This window comes from Pyrococcus woesei, assembly GCF_050496105.1.
In the GTDB taxonomy this organism is placed as follows: domain Archaea; phylum Methanobacteriota_B; class Thermococci; order Thermococcales; family Thermococcaceae; genus Pyrococcus; species Pyrococcus furiosus.
Genome location: NZ_CP179867.1, coordinates 839,714 through 854,452, shown reverse-complemented (window position 1 = coordinate 854,452; position 14,739 = coordinate 839,714). Strand labels below are relative to the sequence as shown.

General features: G+C 40.5%; 16 protein-coding genes. 13 read left to right on the top strand and 3 right to left on the bottom strand.

The features are described from left to right. Window positions 1-145 precede the first annotated feature (145 nt). From ACMFNG_RS04745 to ACMFNG_RS04685, 13 genes are all read left to right on the top strand, one after another. On the top strand, window positions 146-472 hold the full coding sequence (locus ACMFNG_RS04745; protein WP_011011455.1) for a helix-turn-helix domain-containing protein: 327 nt from the start codon (window positions 146-148) through the stop codon (window positions 470-472). Window positions 473-484: 12 nt separating this feature from the next. Beyond that, on the top strand, window positions 485-1,435 hold the full coding sequence (locus ACMFNG_RS04740; RefSeq protein ID WP_430515242.1) for a class I SAM-dependent methyltransferase: 951 nt from the start codon (window positions 485-487) through the stop codon (window positions 1,433-1,435). 148 nt (window positions 1,436-1,583) lie between these two features. Beyond that, window positions 1,584-2,222 carry a flagellin gene (locus ACMFNG_RS04735; RefSeq protein ID WP_430515241.1) on the top strand — a complete coding sequence of 213 codons (639 nt, stop codon included), beginning with the start codon at window positions 1,584-1,586 and terminating at the stop codon, window positions 2,220-2,222. Between the two features lie 61 nt (window positions 2,223-2,283). Beyond that, on the top strand, window positions 2,284-2,928 hold the full coding sequence (locus tag ACMFNG_RS04730; protein WP_149586321.1) for a flagellin: 645 nt from the start codon (window positions 2,284-2,286) through the stop codon (window positions 2,926-2,928). A 9-nt stretch (window positions 2,929-2,937) separates the two neighbouring features. Then, a complete protein-coding gene (locus tag ACMFNG_RS04725; RefSeq protein WP_011011452.1) occupies window positions 2,938-3,732 on the top strand; it encodes a flagellin in 795 nt (264 codons plus the stop codon). Window positions 3,733-3,742: 10 nt separating this feature from the next. Continuing rightward, window positions 3,743-4,219: a flagella accessory protein C gene (locus ACMFNG_RS04720; RefSeq protein WP_011011451.1), complete on the top strand. Its 477-nt coding sequence runs from the start codon at window positions 3,743-3,745 to the stop codon at window positions 4,217-4,219. 3 nt (window positions 4,220-4,222) lie between these two features. Further along, a complete protein-coding gene (locus tag ACMFNG_RS04715; RefSeq protein WP_011011450.1) occupies window positions 4,223-5,431 on the top strand; it encodes a FlaD/FlaE family flagellar protein in 1,209 nt (402 codons plus the stop codon). Window positions 5,432-5,448: 17 nt separating this feature from the next. Continuing rightward, window positions 5,449-5,967: a flagella gene (locus ACMFNG_RS04710; protein WP_430515240.1), complete on the top strand. Its 519-nt coding sequence runs from the start codon at window positions 5,449-5,451 to the stop codon at window positions 5,965-5,967. Continuing rightward, on the top strand, window positions 5,967-6,449 hold the full coding sequence (locus tag ACMFNG_RS04705) for a flagellar protein G (protein WP_011011448.1): 483 nt from the start codon (window positions 5,967-5,969) through the stop codon (window positions 6,447-6,449). Before ACMFNG_RS04710 ends, ACMFNG_RS04705 begins: the two co-directional genes overlap by 1 nt. Window positions 6,450-6,475: 26 nt before the next feature. Continuing rightward, window positions 6,476-7,174, top strand: coding sequence for an ATPase domain-containing protein (locus tag ACMFNG_RS04700; RefSeq protein ID WP_014835114.1), 699 nt, complete (start codon window positions 6,476-6,478; stop codon window positions 7,172-7,174). Window positions 7,175-7,194: 20 nt separating this feature from the next. Further along, the gene (locus tag ACMFNG_RS04695) at window positions 7,195-8,808 is read left to right on the top strand and encodes a type II/IV secretion system ATPase subunit (RefSeq protein ID WP_011011446.1); all 1,614 of its coding nucleotides are present in this window, start codon (window positions 7,195-7,197) and stop codon (window positions 8,806-8,808) included. An 11-nt stretch (window positions 8,809-8,819) separates the two neighbouring features. Continuing rightward, complete coding sequence (flaJ, locus tag ACMFNG_RS04690; RefSeq protein WP_011011445.1) at window positions 8,820-10,526, top strand: archaellar assembly protein FlaJ; 1,707 nt, start codon at window positions 8,820-8,822, stop codon at window positions 10,524-10,526. A 5-nt stretch (window positions 10,527-10,531) separates the two neighbouring features. Further along, the gene (locus ACMFNG_RS04685; protein WP_014835113.1) at window positions 10,532-12,496 is read left to right on the top strand and encodes a hypothetical protein; all 1,965 of its coding nucleotides are present in this window, start codon (window positions 10,532-10,534) and stop codon (window positions 12,494-12,496) included. On the opposite strand, the gene ACMFNG_RS04680 is transcribed toward ACMFNG_RS04685, so the two are convergent. Genes ACMFNG_RS04680 through ACMFNG_RS04670 form a run of 3 tightly spaced genes read right to left on the bottom strand, consistent with a single transcriptional unit; the run spans window position 12,444 to window position 14,729 of the window. Then, a complete protein-coding gene (locus ACMFNG_RS04680) occupies window positions 12,444-13,367 on the bottom strand; it encodes a hypothetical protein (RefSeq protein WP_011011443.1) in 924 nt (307 codons plus the stop codon). The two genes, ACMFNG_RS04685 and ACMFNG_RS04680, sit on opposite strands and share 53 nt — an antisense overlap. Next, window positions 13,354-13,737, bottom strand: a complete 384-nt coding sequence (locus tag ACMFNG_RS04675; RefSeq protein WP_011011442.1) for a hypothetical protein — start codon at window positions 13,735-13,737, stop codon at window positions 13,354-13,356. The genes ACMFNG_RS04680 and ACMFNG_RS04675 overlap by 14 nt, the downstream gene beginning before the upstream one ends. After that, window positions 13,734-14,729: a signal peptidase I gene (locus ACMFNG_RS04670; RefSeq protein ID WP_014835112.1), complete on the bottom strand. Its 996-nt coding sequence runs from the start codon at window positions 14,727-14,729 to the stop codon at window positions 13,734-13,736. Before ACMFNG_RS04670 ends, ACMFNG_RS04675 begins: the two co-directional genes overlap by 4 nt. Window positions 14,730-14,739: the final 10 nt, after the last annotated feature.

Genomic DNA, 14,739 nt, shown 5'->3' with positions numbered 1-14,739 from the left:
TTCTCTCTTCAAGAAATTCGAGAGGGGTTTGCATAAATTTCAATTAGATGATTCCCAATTACATTTCCGAAACATTTATTAATTATCCAAACAATTATAATATAGGTGGGATAAAATTCAATGCCAATAATGGAGGGATGCTCCAGTGCCACCAATAATCGACCCACACATCTTACGGTCATTACACCGAAGCGAGCTAAGGAGAAGGATACTTCATTATCTTTACGAGATTTATCCTTCTGCCACTTACCTTAGCGAGATAGCGAGGGTTGTTAGTTCTGATCCCTCTAATGTGAGGGGAGCCTTAGTGGGTTTAGGAAATAGATACAATAGTGAGAGTTCCCTTGTTTATCTGGGGCTTGTAGAGGAGATCGTTAATAACGGATTCAAATATTATAGACTCACTGAATATGGAAAGAAAGTTGTTGAGATGCTAAAAGACTACCAAACGTACTACAGGAAATTTATGTGAGGTGAAAGAAAAATGGAAAAACTAGAGAAGACCGTTGACATGAACATTCAACAGATGATAAACCTTAGTGTACTTGAACTAGTTAAGCTTGGCCTAAAGTATGGAATTTTCAAAGCTGTGTCAAAGAAGATATCGTACATTGATCTCCTAATTCAAGTTGATGTCCCTAATAAGCCCCTGCTTAAGAAACTAATCGACCATTTAAAGTTGCTTGGGATAATAGAGGAAACCCCAACCCACTTACTTCTCAATAGCTTCTCATATGAAATTAGATTTCCAAAAGAGGAGCACATGTACCTCCTACCCGACTGGATTCCATCTTTCGAAGAGATATATAGGATGGTAGACTTTGCCTTGATAACTCCCAATCATCCCCATGTTCTAATGGATTTTGATAAAGACGCTGACTTCTGGGATCTCAGGTTGTCTTCTACATTCCATGAAGCGTATAGAATTTTAATAGCAAAACTAGGAGAAATAGGAGAAGGAAGTAGAGTTTTAGACATAGGCTGTGGCTCAGCTTCACCAGCGTACTTCGGAAAGTTAGTGGGAGAGGAAGGAGAATACGTGGGAGTAGATTATTCCCCAGCACTGTTAGAGATTGCCAAGAATAGAACAGAAGGACTGCCTGTAAAGCTTAAGGAAATGGACGCCAGTTTAATTAAGCCAAAGAATAAATATGATGTTGCAATAATGAGCTTTGTTCTAGAATACATCGAAAACAGAAGATCTGCTCTTAGAAATGCCCTAGATAGCTTAGAGAGTGGAGGAAAGCTAATAATTGTTGATGCATTTAAAGATGAATTTAGAAATGTTGAGGCGTTAGAATTCTTTGAAGGATTAAACTCAGCATTTCGCGAATATCCGTCCAAGAAATATATCAAAGAAGTAATATTAGATGAGGGATTCGAAGTTAAATTCGGGGATTATGGAAAGGCAATTCTTCTCATTGAAAAGTTGTAATTCTTTCTTATTCTTTTTAGTATTAACCTACATGTGTAGCTACATATGTACTTGAACTTCTACAAACATTTCCACAGACAAAAAATTGATTTATATCCAATAGCTAGTATACTATATTGAAAATCCTCCATAAGGAGGTGCTGAGCCTATGGCCAAGAAGGGTGCTGTCGGAATTGGAACCCTTATAGTGTTTATTGCCATGGTGTTAGTGGCTGCAGTAGCAGCAGCAGTACTAATCCAAACCTCAGGATACCTCCAACAAAAGAGCCAAGCAACTGGTAGGGAGACTACACAAGAAGTTGCAAGTGGTATTAAAGTTTTAAGTGTTGTAGGAAAAACTGATAGTAACAAAACCTACGTTGAGAAGTTAGCAATTTATATCTCACCAAATGCTGGAAGTGAAGGAATTGACCTTAATAACACAAGAGTTGTACTTAGCAATGGAACTGTACAGGCTGTTCTAAAATACGAGAAAACAGCATATCACAAAGGAGCCGTTGGAGATGTGTTTAATGCATCTACTGCATGGAATGTAAGTAACACCAATTTTGGAATAATAGTTCTCCAAGATGCAGACAACTCAGTCGACCAAAACTATCCAACACTTAACAAAGGTGATATTGTAGTCATAACAGTAAAAGTCGGAGAGGGAAATGGAGTTTTCGGTAAGGGTATTCCACCTAGAACCAAGATAACAGGAAAGGTAATACCAGAATTTGGAGCTCCAGGTGTCATAGAGTTTACTACTCCAAGCACATACACTAGTGAGGTCATAGAACTACAGTGATACTTTTCTATCGCTTTTAGTTTATTTTTTCTTTCTTTCTCAGTCCTAAGGAGGTGATCAAGTGAGGAAGGGAGCAATAGGCATTGGTACATTGATTGTCTTCATTGCAATGGTGCTTGTTGCGGCAGTAGCAGCAGGGGTAATCATAGGAACAGCAGGATATCTACAACAGAAAGCTCAAGCAGCTGGAAGACAGACAACCCAAGAAGTTGCAAGTGGAATAAAAATTGTCAACGTGTTTGGCTATATAAACGCCACCCCTCCAAGCAATGGGACCATAGTTAAGATGGCAATATTCGTGACACCAAACGCAGGGAGCAGTGGAATAGACCTAAGTAATGTCAAAGTAGTGCTCAGTGATGGGAAAAAATTAGTCGTATACAACTACAGTGGAGAACTGTACACTGGAAAGATACTTGATCTGTTCAACCTACCAGTTTGGAACAATACCAAGAATGGAACATTCAGCATAGCTGTGGTTAACGACGTAGGCTCAAAGATGGAGGATACACATCCAACCCTCGAGTGGGGCGACACTGTTGCACTGCTTCTTAGAACGGATGATGTCTTTAATTATAAGAGCAAGAATGGAATAGGACCATCAACGAGGATAATAGGTAAGGTAATTCCAGATGCTGGGGCGGCCGGAGTTATAGATTTCACAACGCCCCCAACATTTGAGTATAATGTGATAGAACTGCAGTGAGGTGAGAAAATGAAGAAAGGAGCAATTGGTATCGGAACGCTCATCGTCTTCATCGCAATGGTGCTTGTTGCGGCAGTAGCAGCAGGTGTGCTAATAGCAACAAGTGGATATTTGCAGCAGAAGGCCATGGCCACAGGTAGACAGACAACCCAGGAGGTTGCAAGTGGAATCAAGGTTACTGGTGTGTTCGGCTATATCAATGGCACTCCCCCTGGAGCCTCAAACATAAGCAGGATTGTCATATATGTTGCTCCAAATGCAGGGAGTAGTGGAATTGACTTAAGATATGTAAAAATAGTGTTAAGCGATGGGAAAAGAATGGCAGTGTACAGGTATTACGATCCAAAGGAGGATGGAAGCTCAGACCTAAAGCCAGAATACATTCACTACAAAGGAGATATACCTAACATATTTGCTTATGGAGAGTGGGAACCCTACTACAAAAACAAGAAGCCACAGATATCTGGAGAATACATCACCGATAATATTAACGTAAGTGCAGTTTGGTGGAACCTCTACAGTGCCTACAACAACTCAAGCAAGCTACTCTTCGGGATTGCGGTAGTTCAAGATGGGGACAACAGCCTTAGCGATCCACAACATCCAACATTAAGCTGGGGAGACTTAGCAGCCCTAATGATATGGACTTTCCCATTCGACGATGACAATAATATCTCCAACGGTTTCGGGCTAAGACCAGGAACAAAGATTATAGGAAAGGTAATTCCAGAGAGCGGAGCTGCTGGTGTTATCGACTTCACAACTCCCTCTACATATACCCAAAACTTAATGGAACTTCAATGAGGTGGTTGTTATGCCACTCGACTTCCTTTCATCTTTATTCAAGAGAAAGAAGGAAGAGGAGGTGGAAGGAGAGCAGGAAGAAATCAATGTTGAGGAACTTGAGGAGAGAGTAGAAAACAGAGAGGAGAACGAGCAACTCAATCAGATAATGGAGAGGATAAACGAAATTGAAAATGATATTCCAAGGATAAAGATAAGCATTGACAACATAAAGAAGCAGATACAAGAGCTCAGAGAAGAAATAGAAAGGCTTGACAAAACAATAAAGGATGTCATGATGCTTTACGAGGTTGTATCTCAAGAGATAAATCCCTTCAAAGAACAATTAAGCCAAGAGACGTCACTTAGCAGTGAGATACAGGAACTCAAGAAGCAGATTGAAGAGATAAGGATGGAACTTGCTCAAGTTAAAAACGACATTAAGGTCCTGGCTGGTTATGGGGTTGATATAGACTCAATATTGTATGAAGTTCTTGCGGAGGTGTGAAGCATGGAAGAGCTTGGCTATGTCACTGATGCAGAAATAAATGCAAAGCTAGCAGAACTTAAGGGCAAAGTACCCAGCGTTGTCATAAATGAGCTCAGGGAAAAACTGATGGCCAAGAAGGATTCCTTAACCCCTAGACAACTAGATGAAATAGTAAAGAGGGTTCTAGAAGCCTATGGGAGTCAAGCAGCAAAATATGAGCAGATTAGTAAGAGAGTTGACGAGCTAGGAAAGAAGTTAAGCGATTTAAGCTCTCAACTGGCCAGATTAGTTGAAGCTCTAGAAGAGAAAAAGTTTGCCGTCCACGAAAAGAAAGCTGAGGCTGTAGCTGAAAAGGCGGCCGAAGTGAGTGAAAAGATAGAGAAGATAGAGGAGATGCTGGAAGAAAAACCTAGAAAGTCAGAAATTGAGAAAAAATTAGAGGAATTGCACAGAAAGATCGAGGAGTTAAGTGAAAGAGTTGCCAAAGAAAAGGTAGAAGAAACCAAAGCCAGGATTGAAGAGCTCGAAGAAAAAATAGCCAAGGGAGAGGAAATCAAGCCTGAAGAAATTAAAGAGATTGAAGAAGAAGTTGAAGAATTAGGTGAATTTGAGGAAGCTCCTGTTGAGGAAATTGTTGTAGAGGAAGAAAAGCCACCTGAACCTGTTGAAGAAGTTCCCGTTGTAGAAGAAAAGAAAGAGGAAGTTATTGAAGAGGTACCCGTTGAAGAAGTTGTTGAGGAGGAAAAGGTTCCCTCTCATGTTGTTGAAGAAGAAAAAGTAGAGGAGGAAGGTGGTAGGGAAATGGCCGAAAAAATGAAAATACCTGAGGATATTGCAAGCTTACTCTTCGAGGAAGAACCCAGAAAGGCAAGATTAGAGGAAATTCCCGACGATGTAGTGTCAATTATGATAGCTCTAAAGTGGTTAGGCTTCCTAATAGACAGAGTGGGCATTCAAAACCTTGAGAAGGTCCTCGAGTTCTACTATGACATAGGATGGATTAGTGAGAAGGTATTTAACCAACTCCTAAGGTTTGCAAAGGGAACCAGGCCACACCACAGGGATCCCGAATGGAAGCCCGCCGAGAAGCTCACAGTTCAAGACCACCTAATAAGCTTACTCTTCATCGAGAGACTTAGGGGATTGAGAATAACTAGAGATGTTCTAGATAAGCTCGAGAGAGAAATAAAGATGCTGGAGAAGACTCTCGATGAGTTCTATGGAGTCTGAAGTAGGAGGGATTCCCATTGGGGTTCAGCGTTTCAGCAAGTGCAGCAATAATCTTTATTTCTTTTTTAGGTGCAGCGATAACATTGTATGCAGCATGGGACAGTGCTTACGCTGACGTTAAATCTGCCCAGGAGTTTTGGTATGATTTAAAGATTTCCCAAATGTCAACAGATTTTACTTATAATGAAACCCCTGGGTATGTTTATTTTTCTCCAACTACCTATAGTATAACCCTCGTGTTAATTAATACTGGAAGAACATTGTATGCTCCATATTGGAGTGGAGTGTATGATGGAAGGTATATAACCCTCTACAATGTCAGCGATGACAATGTAGGTTTCTCGGAAAATTACACCTACATATTACCTGGGGACTACTTCCAAATTACCATTGCAAACATTCCCCGAGATACAACAACACACAACCTAACAATCACAGTGGAAAACGGATGCTGGTTTAGATTGAGCTGGTATTATGACGGAACCACGGTATTGGTGTTACCCATCCAGAGAGGCTGCCCAACGGAGGTGGACTGATGGCCGCAGGAGAGCCCGCAAGCGAGCTAATATTATTCATAGTTGCCGTTATAGTTGCAAGTACGGTTGCTGGAGCATTGGCCTATGTTACAACAGATATAGCCAATGGCATGAAAGATAGGGGAAAACTACTTGCTAATCAACTTAGGGTAGAATTTGCAATAATAAATGATCCTCAGAGTGTTCGTGTAACAGGAACTGGCCCATATACCTATACATTTTACATCAAAAATATAGGAAAAGAGACAATACCGTTTACCTCAAGTTCAGTTCAAGTCTTCATAGATGGAAACTTAATTCCCCCATCAAACTTAACGTTCAAAGACGTTAATGGAAATCAAATAACTTCCCTTAAGCCCTACGAGGTTGGAGTCCTAGAAGTTACCCTGGGAAATCCATTAGACACAACAACTACACACAGAATCGTCGTTGTTCTAGAAAATGGGAAGAAGAGATCTCTCGTATTTAGAGTGAAAAGTTAAAATCAGTAGCCAGGAGGTGATCATCATTGGTCGAGGAACTCTTAAGGATTGAGCTAAAGGGCGATGAGCTTCACAGAAGGTTGGGCGGTGGCATCCCTGCAGGAACTATTATGCTCATTGAAGGAGACAGGGGTACTGGGAAGTCCATAATATCCCAGAGACTCCTCTATGGTTTCTTGATGAACGGCTACACCGCAAGCTATGTTTCAAGCCAATATACTACAGTTGAATATGTTAAGCAGATGGTATCAATAGGTTATGACATAATTCCATTTTTAATAAGAAAGAAGCTTGTTTTTGTATCCCTCTACCCTTTACTTAGCGGTGTTAGTGAGGAAAGAAGGTTCCTAAGCAGGTTATTGGGAGAGCCCAGGTTGTGGGAGCCCGATGTTGTAATCATTGATTCATTTTCATCCGTGCTATCGCGAGAGGAAGAGTTGAAAAGCGTGAGAAATTTTCTAATGTATCTAAAGAGACTCTCGAGCCTGGGAAAAGTTATAATATTAACAGCGAATCCTGATGAGATTCCCAGAGACACGCTCTTTTTGCTTGAAGAAGCATCAACGCTGTTAATGAGGCTCAACGTTAGGGTTTTTGGCGGAGATTTAAAGAATTCAGCAACTATAGTCAAGTATAACAATGCAAAGGGTGTATTTCAGAAGATAATACCATTTAGAGTCGAACCCAAGGTGGGATTAGTAGTAGAGATTGCTGCAGTCGTGTGATGCGAGAGGGGGTGAGCGAGATGGCGGAAGTTATGTCACAAACACTTGAAGATGCCATGAGAAGAAATCCTCATCTAAGGAAATACGTTGAAGAGTTTAGGAGGAAGTACGGTAAAATCCCGGAATTTCACGTACAGTTGAGTAGGGACATGAAGGAAATTCCCTATCCAAACATAATATACCCAGTGGGAGATCCAATATTCATTCACATCTATGGTGATCCAAACACAGAAAAGCAATACATAGTGATAGAGCCAAGAATTGAAACTAAAGAAGAAGAGGAGAAGTATAAGTTAATTAGAGATAGAATGTTAGAATTGGCCCCAAACAAAGACATACCCGAAGAGCAAGAAGAGTTTGAGAGATTTCTAGACTCCCTATTTGAGGAAGCAGTTCTTTCTCTAGTAAAAGGAAGGAAAGGAATAACAATAACAAAGGAAGAGATGGAGAAGTTTAGGTACTTGATAAAGAGAGATATAATTGGTATAGGACCATTAGAACCAATAGCTAGAGATCCGTACATTGAAGATATCCACATCATAGGAGCTCACTACGTATCCCTAGTTCATAAGATATTCGAACATCTTCCAACGAACATAAAGTGGAAAGACAACGTGGAATTAGCCGATTACTTCAAGAACTTATCTGAAAGAATTGGAAGGCCAGTTAGTGATAGGAATCCTATTGTTGATGGATCACTTCCAGATGGTTCTCGTATCAACATAATCTACTCCCCAGACATCTCACTTAAAGGGCCTAGTGCAACAATAAGAAAGTTCGCTGCAACTCCACTCAGCATAACTCAGTTAGTTGCATGGGGGACAATGAGTGCAGAGATAGCCGCTTACCTTTGGCTCGCCATTGAATATGGAATGAGTATATTCGTATGTGGTGAGACTGCATCTGGTAAGACGACAACTCTAAATGCAATAATCCCATTCATAAAGCCCGGATCAAAGGTTTATACTGCCGAAGATACTCCGGAAGTTCAAGTTCCACATCCAACATGGCAGAGACTAGTTACTAGAGAGAGAGGGCCAGAAGAGAGCAGAGTTACACTATTTGACTTGCTAAAAGCAGCCTTAAGGTCGAGGCCAAACTACATTATCGTCGGTGAGATTAGAGGTGCGGAAGGTGCAATAGCATTCCAGGCCATGCAGACTGGACATCCCGTTATGAGTACCTTCCACGCAGGAGATGTAAAGAAGATGATCCAGCGTTTCACAGGTTCTCCTATAAACGTCCCAATAACCTTCATAGACAACCTCAACATAGCTATATTCCAGCAAGCAGTTTACGTTAAGGGGAAGTTCCTAAGGAGAGTCATTAATGTCGTGGAGATTGAAGGATATTATGAAGAGCTGGGTGGTGTAGCAACTAGAAATGTCTTCGAATGGGATCCTGTAAGCGACAAGCACATATTTAGAGGTATGAACAACTCCTACATTCTCGAAAAGAAGATAGCCGAGATAGCGGGTTATGAGGATCCCAAGGACATATACGATGAACTGTTCTTGAGAGCTAGAATAATTGAGAAAATGGTTGAATTGAAGATTTTCAACTACTGGGACGTTTACAGGGAGATTAAAGCATTTTACCAGAGGGGGCTGGAAGGACTAAGCTTCAGAATCTGACGGTGGTGAAGATGCCAGAGGAAAAGGCCAGTATATTTGTAAAGGCAGACATAGACCCCAAAGAATATATGAAGAAAATTCTTATCCCTGGGATAGTTGGATCTTTCGCTACGTTGTTGGCTATTATGATATTTACAAGAATATTTACCCTACCAACTGGATTAAAGGTCTTCATGTACTTAATCCCCATTATTCTGATGTTTTACACTACTGCTTATCCATATCTAATTGCTGATTCCAAGAAAATTGCCATAAACTCCAAGATCCCCTACTTTATCACATACTTTGCAGTCCTTTCTACAAGTGAAATTGGAAGAAGCGATCTACTAAAGGTAATGGCCCAAGATCCAAAGCTTGGGGCCATAGCAAAGGAACTGAAAAAGGTGTATGTATTGGTAGATAAGTTCCACCGCTCTCTTCCAGAGGCATTTAGATTTTTGGCTAGAAGAACACCAAGCAGAGTATTTGCAGATTTTCTTGACAGATTAGCATATTCACTTGATAGTGGTGTTGAGCTGAAAGAATACCTATTCCAAGAGCAACAAACTGTTATGGATGATTATCAGACATTCTACGAGGGGGCACTGTATGACCTTGACATATTTAAAGAGATATATGAGTCAATAATAATCTCGGTAGTTTTTGCTGGTGCATTCATAATAATTGGACCCTTGATTACTGGTCAGGATATAGGTAGGCTGGCCTTGTACTTAATATTTATGATCTTGGCAGCTGAAGTTGGAGCACTTCTTGTCATTAAGTATAGAATGCCAGAAGATCCAATATGGGCTGAGGCTAAGGTCAGAACTCCAAGAATGGTGAAGATTAGGAAGGCTCTTATCTTATCAATTCTCTTAGTTCCAATTGTTGGATTAGTGTATTTCCTCTTTATTAGACCGAGATTTTCAATCCCGACACCCTTTGTGGTGGCTATAATACTCACTCCTCTTGCATATGTAGGAAATGTTGTCAGAAAAGAAGAAGGGGTTATATTTAGGAAAGATGAGAATTTTCCAGCATTCATTAGAAGTTTATCCTCATCACTGGCAGCGAGCGGTGCTTCTCTACTTCTAGTTTTGAAGTACTTAAGTGCCCACGATTTTGGAACTCTCACAGAGGATATAAAAGCCCTATACAGGAGATTAGCCATAAGAGTTGATCAAGATAGAGCCTGGGATTACTTTATTGCCGAAACTGGAAGCTGGCTTGTTGGAATGTTCTCTGAGATATTTAGAGAAAGCTTAAGGCTAGGAGCAGAGCCCGACTATGTAGGTAAGGTAATTAGTAGGAATTTCGAGAGGATAGTTCGTCTCAGGAGAAAGAGGCAGCAGAGCATATCCAACTTCATTGGAATAATTCTTGGACTAACGGGAGCATTTGCATTTTCCCTAGCTGCATCCTTCCAAGTAGCTGTTTCGATTAACAACCTCTTTAGTCAACTTCAAGTTCCAACTGAATACATAGGAGAAATAATTCACATCATTCCACCCTCAGGAATGCAACTCCTAACAATCTCAATGCTTACGCTAATGATCCTTCACTCCTTCCTTTCAGCTGTGGCAATAAAGGTTGCTGATGGCGGGCATTTGCTAGTCTCATTGTACTATTTCGTAATTTTGCTCTGGGTATTTGCCGCAGGAATGTATGTCGGTCAACTCCTAATGGCGAGGTTCATGAACTTTGGCACTACTGAAATGATCTTGCTTTTAGTGAGGTGATGAAGATGAAAAGACTAGTAACAGTTATAGCACTCATTTGGGTGCTCTTCATTCCTTATGTCGAAGGATCAAGCTACACAGGATGGATAGAAGTAGGAGAGAGCATAAATTATGGTGATTATTCCATAAGAATCGTGGATATTTCAGTTGATGGCAATATTTTAGTAGAAGTTAGTAGGGGGAATGAAGTTACTTACACCACCTTAAAGATTGGGGGAAGTTCTGAAGTCTTAGGAATTAAAGTGAAAGTTGAAAAGATATTCCTCTCGGGCACAAATTTAACCTACATTAACGCCACCTTTGAGCCAGTCTTAGTGGGGGGAAGAGTTAAAGTTGGAAAATTTACCCTCTCATTGGTAAATGTAACTTTAGACTCTATAAAAGTGCAAGTTGGGAACAAAACTTATACAAGCACTACTTTTGAACATGAAGGATATAAAGTTTCCCTAAAACCCCATCCAAAAATATTCTCTGGAGAAGTCAAGATTGGAGACAATATTACATACTCTTCCTATAAGCTAACAATAGAAAGCCTCAACATGAGTATTGTAAATAACAAAACGGTAAGCGTGGTTACACTTAGATATGACGACAAGACTTATGAAGTAAAAGAGGACGAAAGCAAATCTATAGGACCGTTTATAGTGAAGTACAACGGATTTAGGTGCGAAATGGTAAACAACTTATGCGACCCGCGAATATCGCTTGAAGTGTACTTAAGGGGGGCTGAAGTCTCGATTTCCTACACCCCCTTCACTAAAATCGAGATGTACGAAAAGAAGGATTATAAGATAGGAGAATTCCTGGTTAGGCCTGTAGGAATATCTGGAGATACAGCTTATTTCAGCATAATGAATAATTGTGGAGATGAAATCTTCTTTGGAAAATCTTTTGTTAGGGATAATATCATTCAAGGCATAACTTATGATGGCTTAACCATTGGAATAGTTGGAAGTGAGAGCGACTCCAGCGGAAAAAAGGCAATAGTACTTTACACTTACAACCAAGAAGAAAAGCCCAGATATTTAGCATACCTAAATGTGACTATAATACCTCCAGAAAAGCTTATTCAGTATAAACCCTCCGCTCTTAAGATAAAGGTAATAAACGAGGGGAATAGCAGAGTCATTGGTGCCTTTTTAACGTTTTTCCCAGGAGATGGGATAAAGATCTCGGGGGATTCTGCATTCTACATAGAAAAGCTTGAGCCTGGGAAAGAGGTTGAATATTCGATAGAGATTGTGCCTCTAGTAAATGGAACTGTCAATCTAGGCAATGCAGTTATCAGAGCTCCCATTCCTTATCCACTTGCATGCGGAGGTCTTGACGTCATTGAATTCTCCTCCAACTCGCCAAATGCTTTTGTCGAGTCGTTTACTCCAATGCTCTCTATAGACGTACCAAAAACTGTAGAGTTAGGAAAACCCTTCAATGTAACTATTAGCCTAAACAAAAATGTTGCTGGAAACATTACTCTCATACTGCCTGAAGGAATTGGAGTGTTGTACAATGGAAGATTAGTAGGAAAGGAGGTAATCCTTCCGCCTAAAAATACCACCCTAACATTAGTCTCTCTCAATCCAGGTTTCCATAAAATTAAAGCCCTCCTAACAATTGATTCAAAGGAGATATCTCAAGCAGAGGCAACCTTTGAGACCACAGCAAGAGAGGGAGAAGAGAACTATGTTACGATAACAAAAACTGAGACATCAATGATTACCCTTACCGAAACACTTACTGAAACAACAACTCTTACCCAGGAAACAATAACTAAGACTGAAACTAAAAGTGAAGTTAGAACGGTGGCAACTACCGTCACCTTAACTGAAACCCAGCCACCTGGAATGCTTCCAACGATAATTTCATGGGCAGTGGGGGTTATAACGGGAATTATGCTAATCCTCCTGATAGCATGGTTTAACTACCGCCAGCAGGTTTCCAGAACTCGTAGATCACGGCGCCGTCGATAACCCCATAAATCTCTGTCCCATCTATTGAGTAATGAATTATTGGACTTCCCACGATACTTGAGACCTTCTTAAGACTTTTGATATCTTTTAGTATCACTCTAGACTTTATTCCGCTTGGAATTCCTTCTATTGAGCTTATCTTAAGTTTTCTCTTTGGTTCCCAGGTTGCAAAGGCCAATAACCCAAACACAAAAGCTCCCAATGGAAATATTACTCGAGCCGTCGAAACCTTTAATCCACCAATTATGAAGTTATCGAAAGTTACTTCATTAGTCTCCGTCTCTCTCTTTACAACCTCAGTGTTTTCTATGCTCGTTAATCCGCTGACACCTTCAACTACCGGCATCACCTGGGAGAACTCTCCCCTCGGTGTTGAAACCTTGGCAATTATCTTGATATCATATGACATCCTAGGCAACTTTAAGCCCTCGCCGAGCCTGTTATTTTCCTGCTGAATTTTCGTAAAGTTTATAGTAAATTGCCTATCAAAGCTTCCCTCAAAGTTTCCCGAATAGTTGAATATTGTTTGATTAACTAGGTATACCTTTTCCTTCCCCGCGGAAACATAGTACCCAGCCTCTCCAATTAAGGTATAGCTTCCATTGCTAGGAGGTGTTATCGAGTAAGAATAGTGGCCAAAGATTGCATCTGTAATTTTCGTTGGATAGTGTGACAAAGCGGCCTCTTCTCCAAAGATAGTCGAGTTTAGAAAATGACCTTTATGGAACAACGTTCCCTTCTGAACGACAACTGCCGTGACTTCACTTCTCTTATAGGTAGGTTCAGCTAAATATGCGATAGTAGATAGCATAGTTAGTACTATAAATGCTCCAACCGAAAGATAGAACACCCTCTTATCAATCCTTTTCATGTTCTTCCTCTCCAATCCAGCATCTTGATTTACACTTCACATGGATTCTTGCTCCTCCACCGTCCCAGGTAGCGTAAACTGTGTAATCTCCTGGGAATACGAAAAAAGGCACTATTTCCCCTGGGTAGACCTTCCACCATCTAGGACAGGAGAAAGAGCAACCATCCCTTACAACCTTTATATATACAATTTCGTCGAGATTATTCTCCACTATCAACAAGGGAGCCTTACATGAAACGTCAATATAAGGATCTTCCCCTACCGAAACTCTTACTTGCCTAGTTGCTTGGTACTCTCTAAAATTGGCTGAAGAGCTTATGACAAGCACAAGGGCGAGTGCAATGAGCAATATTCCAATAAATTTCTTCATCTTCGAAATCTCCCAATAATTATTTCTTCTTCATCTCCAATGAGCAAGGGTTTAAGCACTAGTAGTCCTAGAAAAACAATCATTGCTTCTACGGCCAAGGGAAGATAAGGAGATTTTTCAAACATCCTTTCTACAACTCCGGTTGGAAGCAGGGGATAGTACATGTAGACTCTAATTTTCTCGGTATAAATCCTAGTCTCATTCGGAACGATTATAGTTGCAGGTAGCATTACTTTATCTCCGCCATTCAGGGCAAATGTAGTTTTGTTTATTATTTTCCCTTCAACAACTCCAATCATTCTATACTTTGCGAAATTTTGGACTGTTATGTTTTTTTCAACAACGCTCCCAGGTAGATACCAATTTTCCCTTTCTCCTCCTCCAAGAGTAGAGGCGTAGCTGATATTGATAATCCTCCAGTTAGTCGTTCCAACGATAAAAAATCCCGCTGTCAATATAGAGATAACAATCAGATAAGTTGCAGTTGTACTTATTGTTACTCCCCTTCGCCTTCTTTTTCGTCTGTTTTTTTCAGGAAGTAGAAGTAACGCACCTAGGCCTAAGAAGACAATTGGAAGTTTGCTCTTGCTAGAGGCTAGATATTTCCCTAGTTTCGGTATTTTTAGCGGTTTTTCACCTAATGTTATAACTTTTCCTATTACTTGGTTCTCTGGTATAGGCGATCCCTTTCCTCCCTGCTGATCTGTTGCAACATTATTGTCTCCCTTGGTTATGTAACCTTCACTTGTTATAGCATAGACTCTGTGAACCGTCCAACTTCCCGAAAGGTTAAACACAACTATATCTCCAACATTTCCCTTAGAGAGGGGGTTTATGAAAAATACATCCCACTTTTTTAGAGTTGGATACATGCTGTTTGAGTAAACATAGGAGACAAAAATGGGCCTCCCCATGACATACCCAGCCACTGAGGGGAATACAACTCCTCCCAGGACCAGTAGCATTAATACGTCGGAGGCCCTTAGTCTCATTTTCAGCACC

Coding starts and splice junctions, on each gene's coding strand:
- flaJ (WP_011011445.1), top strand. CDS start 8,820: ATGCCAGAGGAAAAGGCCAGTATATTTGTAAAGGCAGACATAGACCCC.
- ACMFNG_RS04735 (WP_430515241.1), top strand. CDS start 1,584: ATGGCCAAGAAGGGTGCTGTCGGAATTGGAACCCTTATAGTGTTTATT.
- ACMFNG_RS04725 (WP_011011452.1), top strand. CDS start 2,938: ATGAAGAAAGGAGCAATTGGTATCGGAACGCTCATCGTCTTCATCGCA.
- ACMFNG_RS04685 (WP_014835113.1), top strand. CDS start 10,532: ATGAAAAGACTAGTAACAGTTATAGCACTCATTTGGGTGCTCTTCATT.
- ACMFNG_RS04670 (WP_014835112.1), bottom strand. CDS start 14,729: ATGAGACTAAGGGCCTCCGACGTATTAATGCTACTGGTCCTGGGAGGA.
- ACMFNG_RS04715 (WP_011011450.1), top strand. CDS start 4,223: ATGGAAGAGCTTGGCTATGTCACTGATGCAGAAATAAATGCAAAGCTA.
- ACMFNG_RS04705 (WP_011011448.1), top strand. CDS start 5,967: ATGGCCGCAGGAGAGCCCGCAAGCGAGCTAATATTATTCATAGTTGCC.
- ACMFNG_RS04740 (WP_430515242.1), top strand. CDS start 485: ATGGAAAAACTAGAGAAGACCGTTGACATGAACATTCAACAGATGATA.
- ACMFNG_RS04695 (WP_011011446.1), top strand. CDS start 7,195: ATGGCGGAAGTTATGTCACAAACACTTGAAGATGCCATGAGAAGAAAT.
- ACMFNG_RS04720 (WP_011011451.1), top strand. CDS start 3,743: ATGCCACTCGACTTCCTTTCATCTTTATTCAAGAGAAAGAAGGAAGAG.
- ACMFNG_RS04675 (WP_011011442.1), bottom strand. CDS start 13,737: ATGAAGAAATTTATTGGAATATTGCTCATTGCACTCGCCCTTGTGCTT.
- ACMFNG_RS04680 (WP_011011443.1), bottom strand. CDS start 13,367: ATGAAAAGGATTGATAAGAGGGTGTTCTATCTTTCGGTTGGAGCATTT.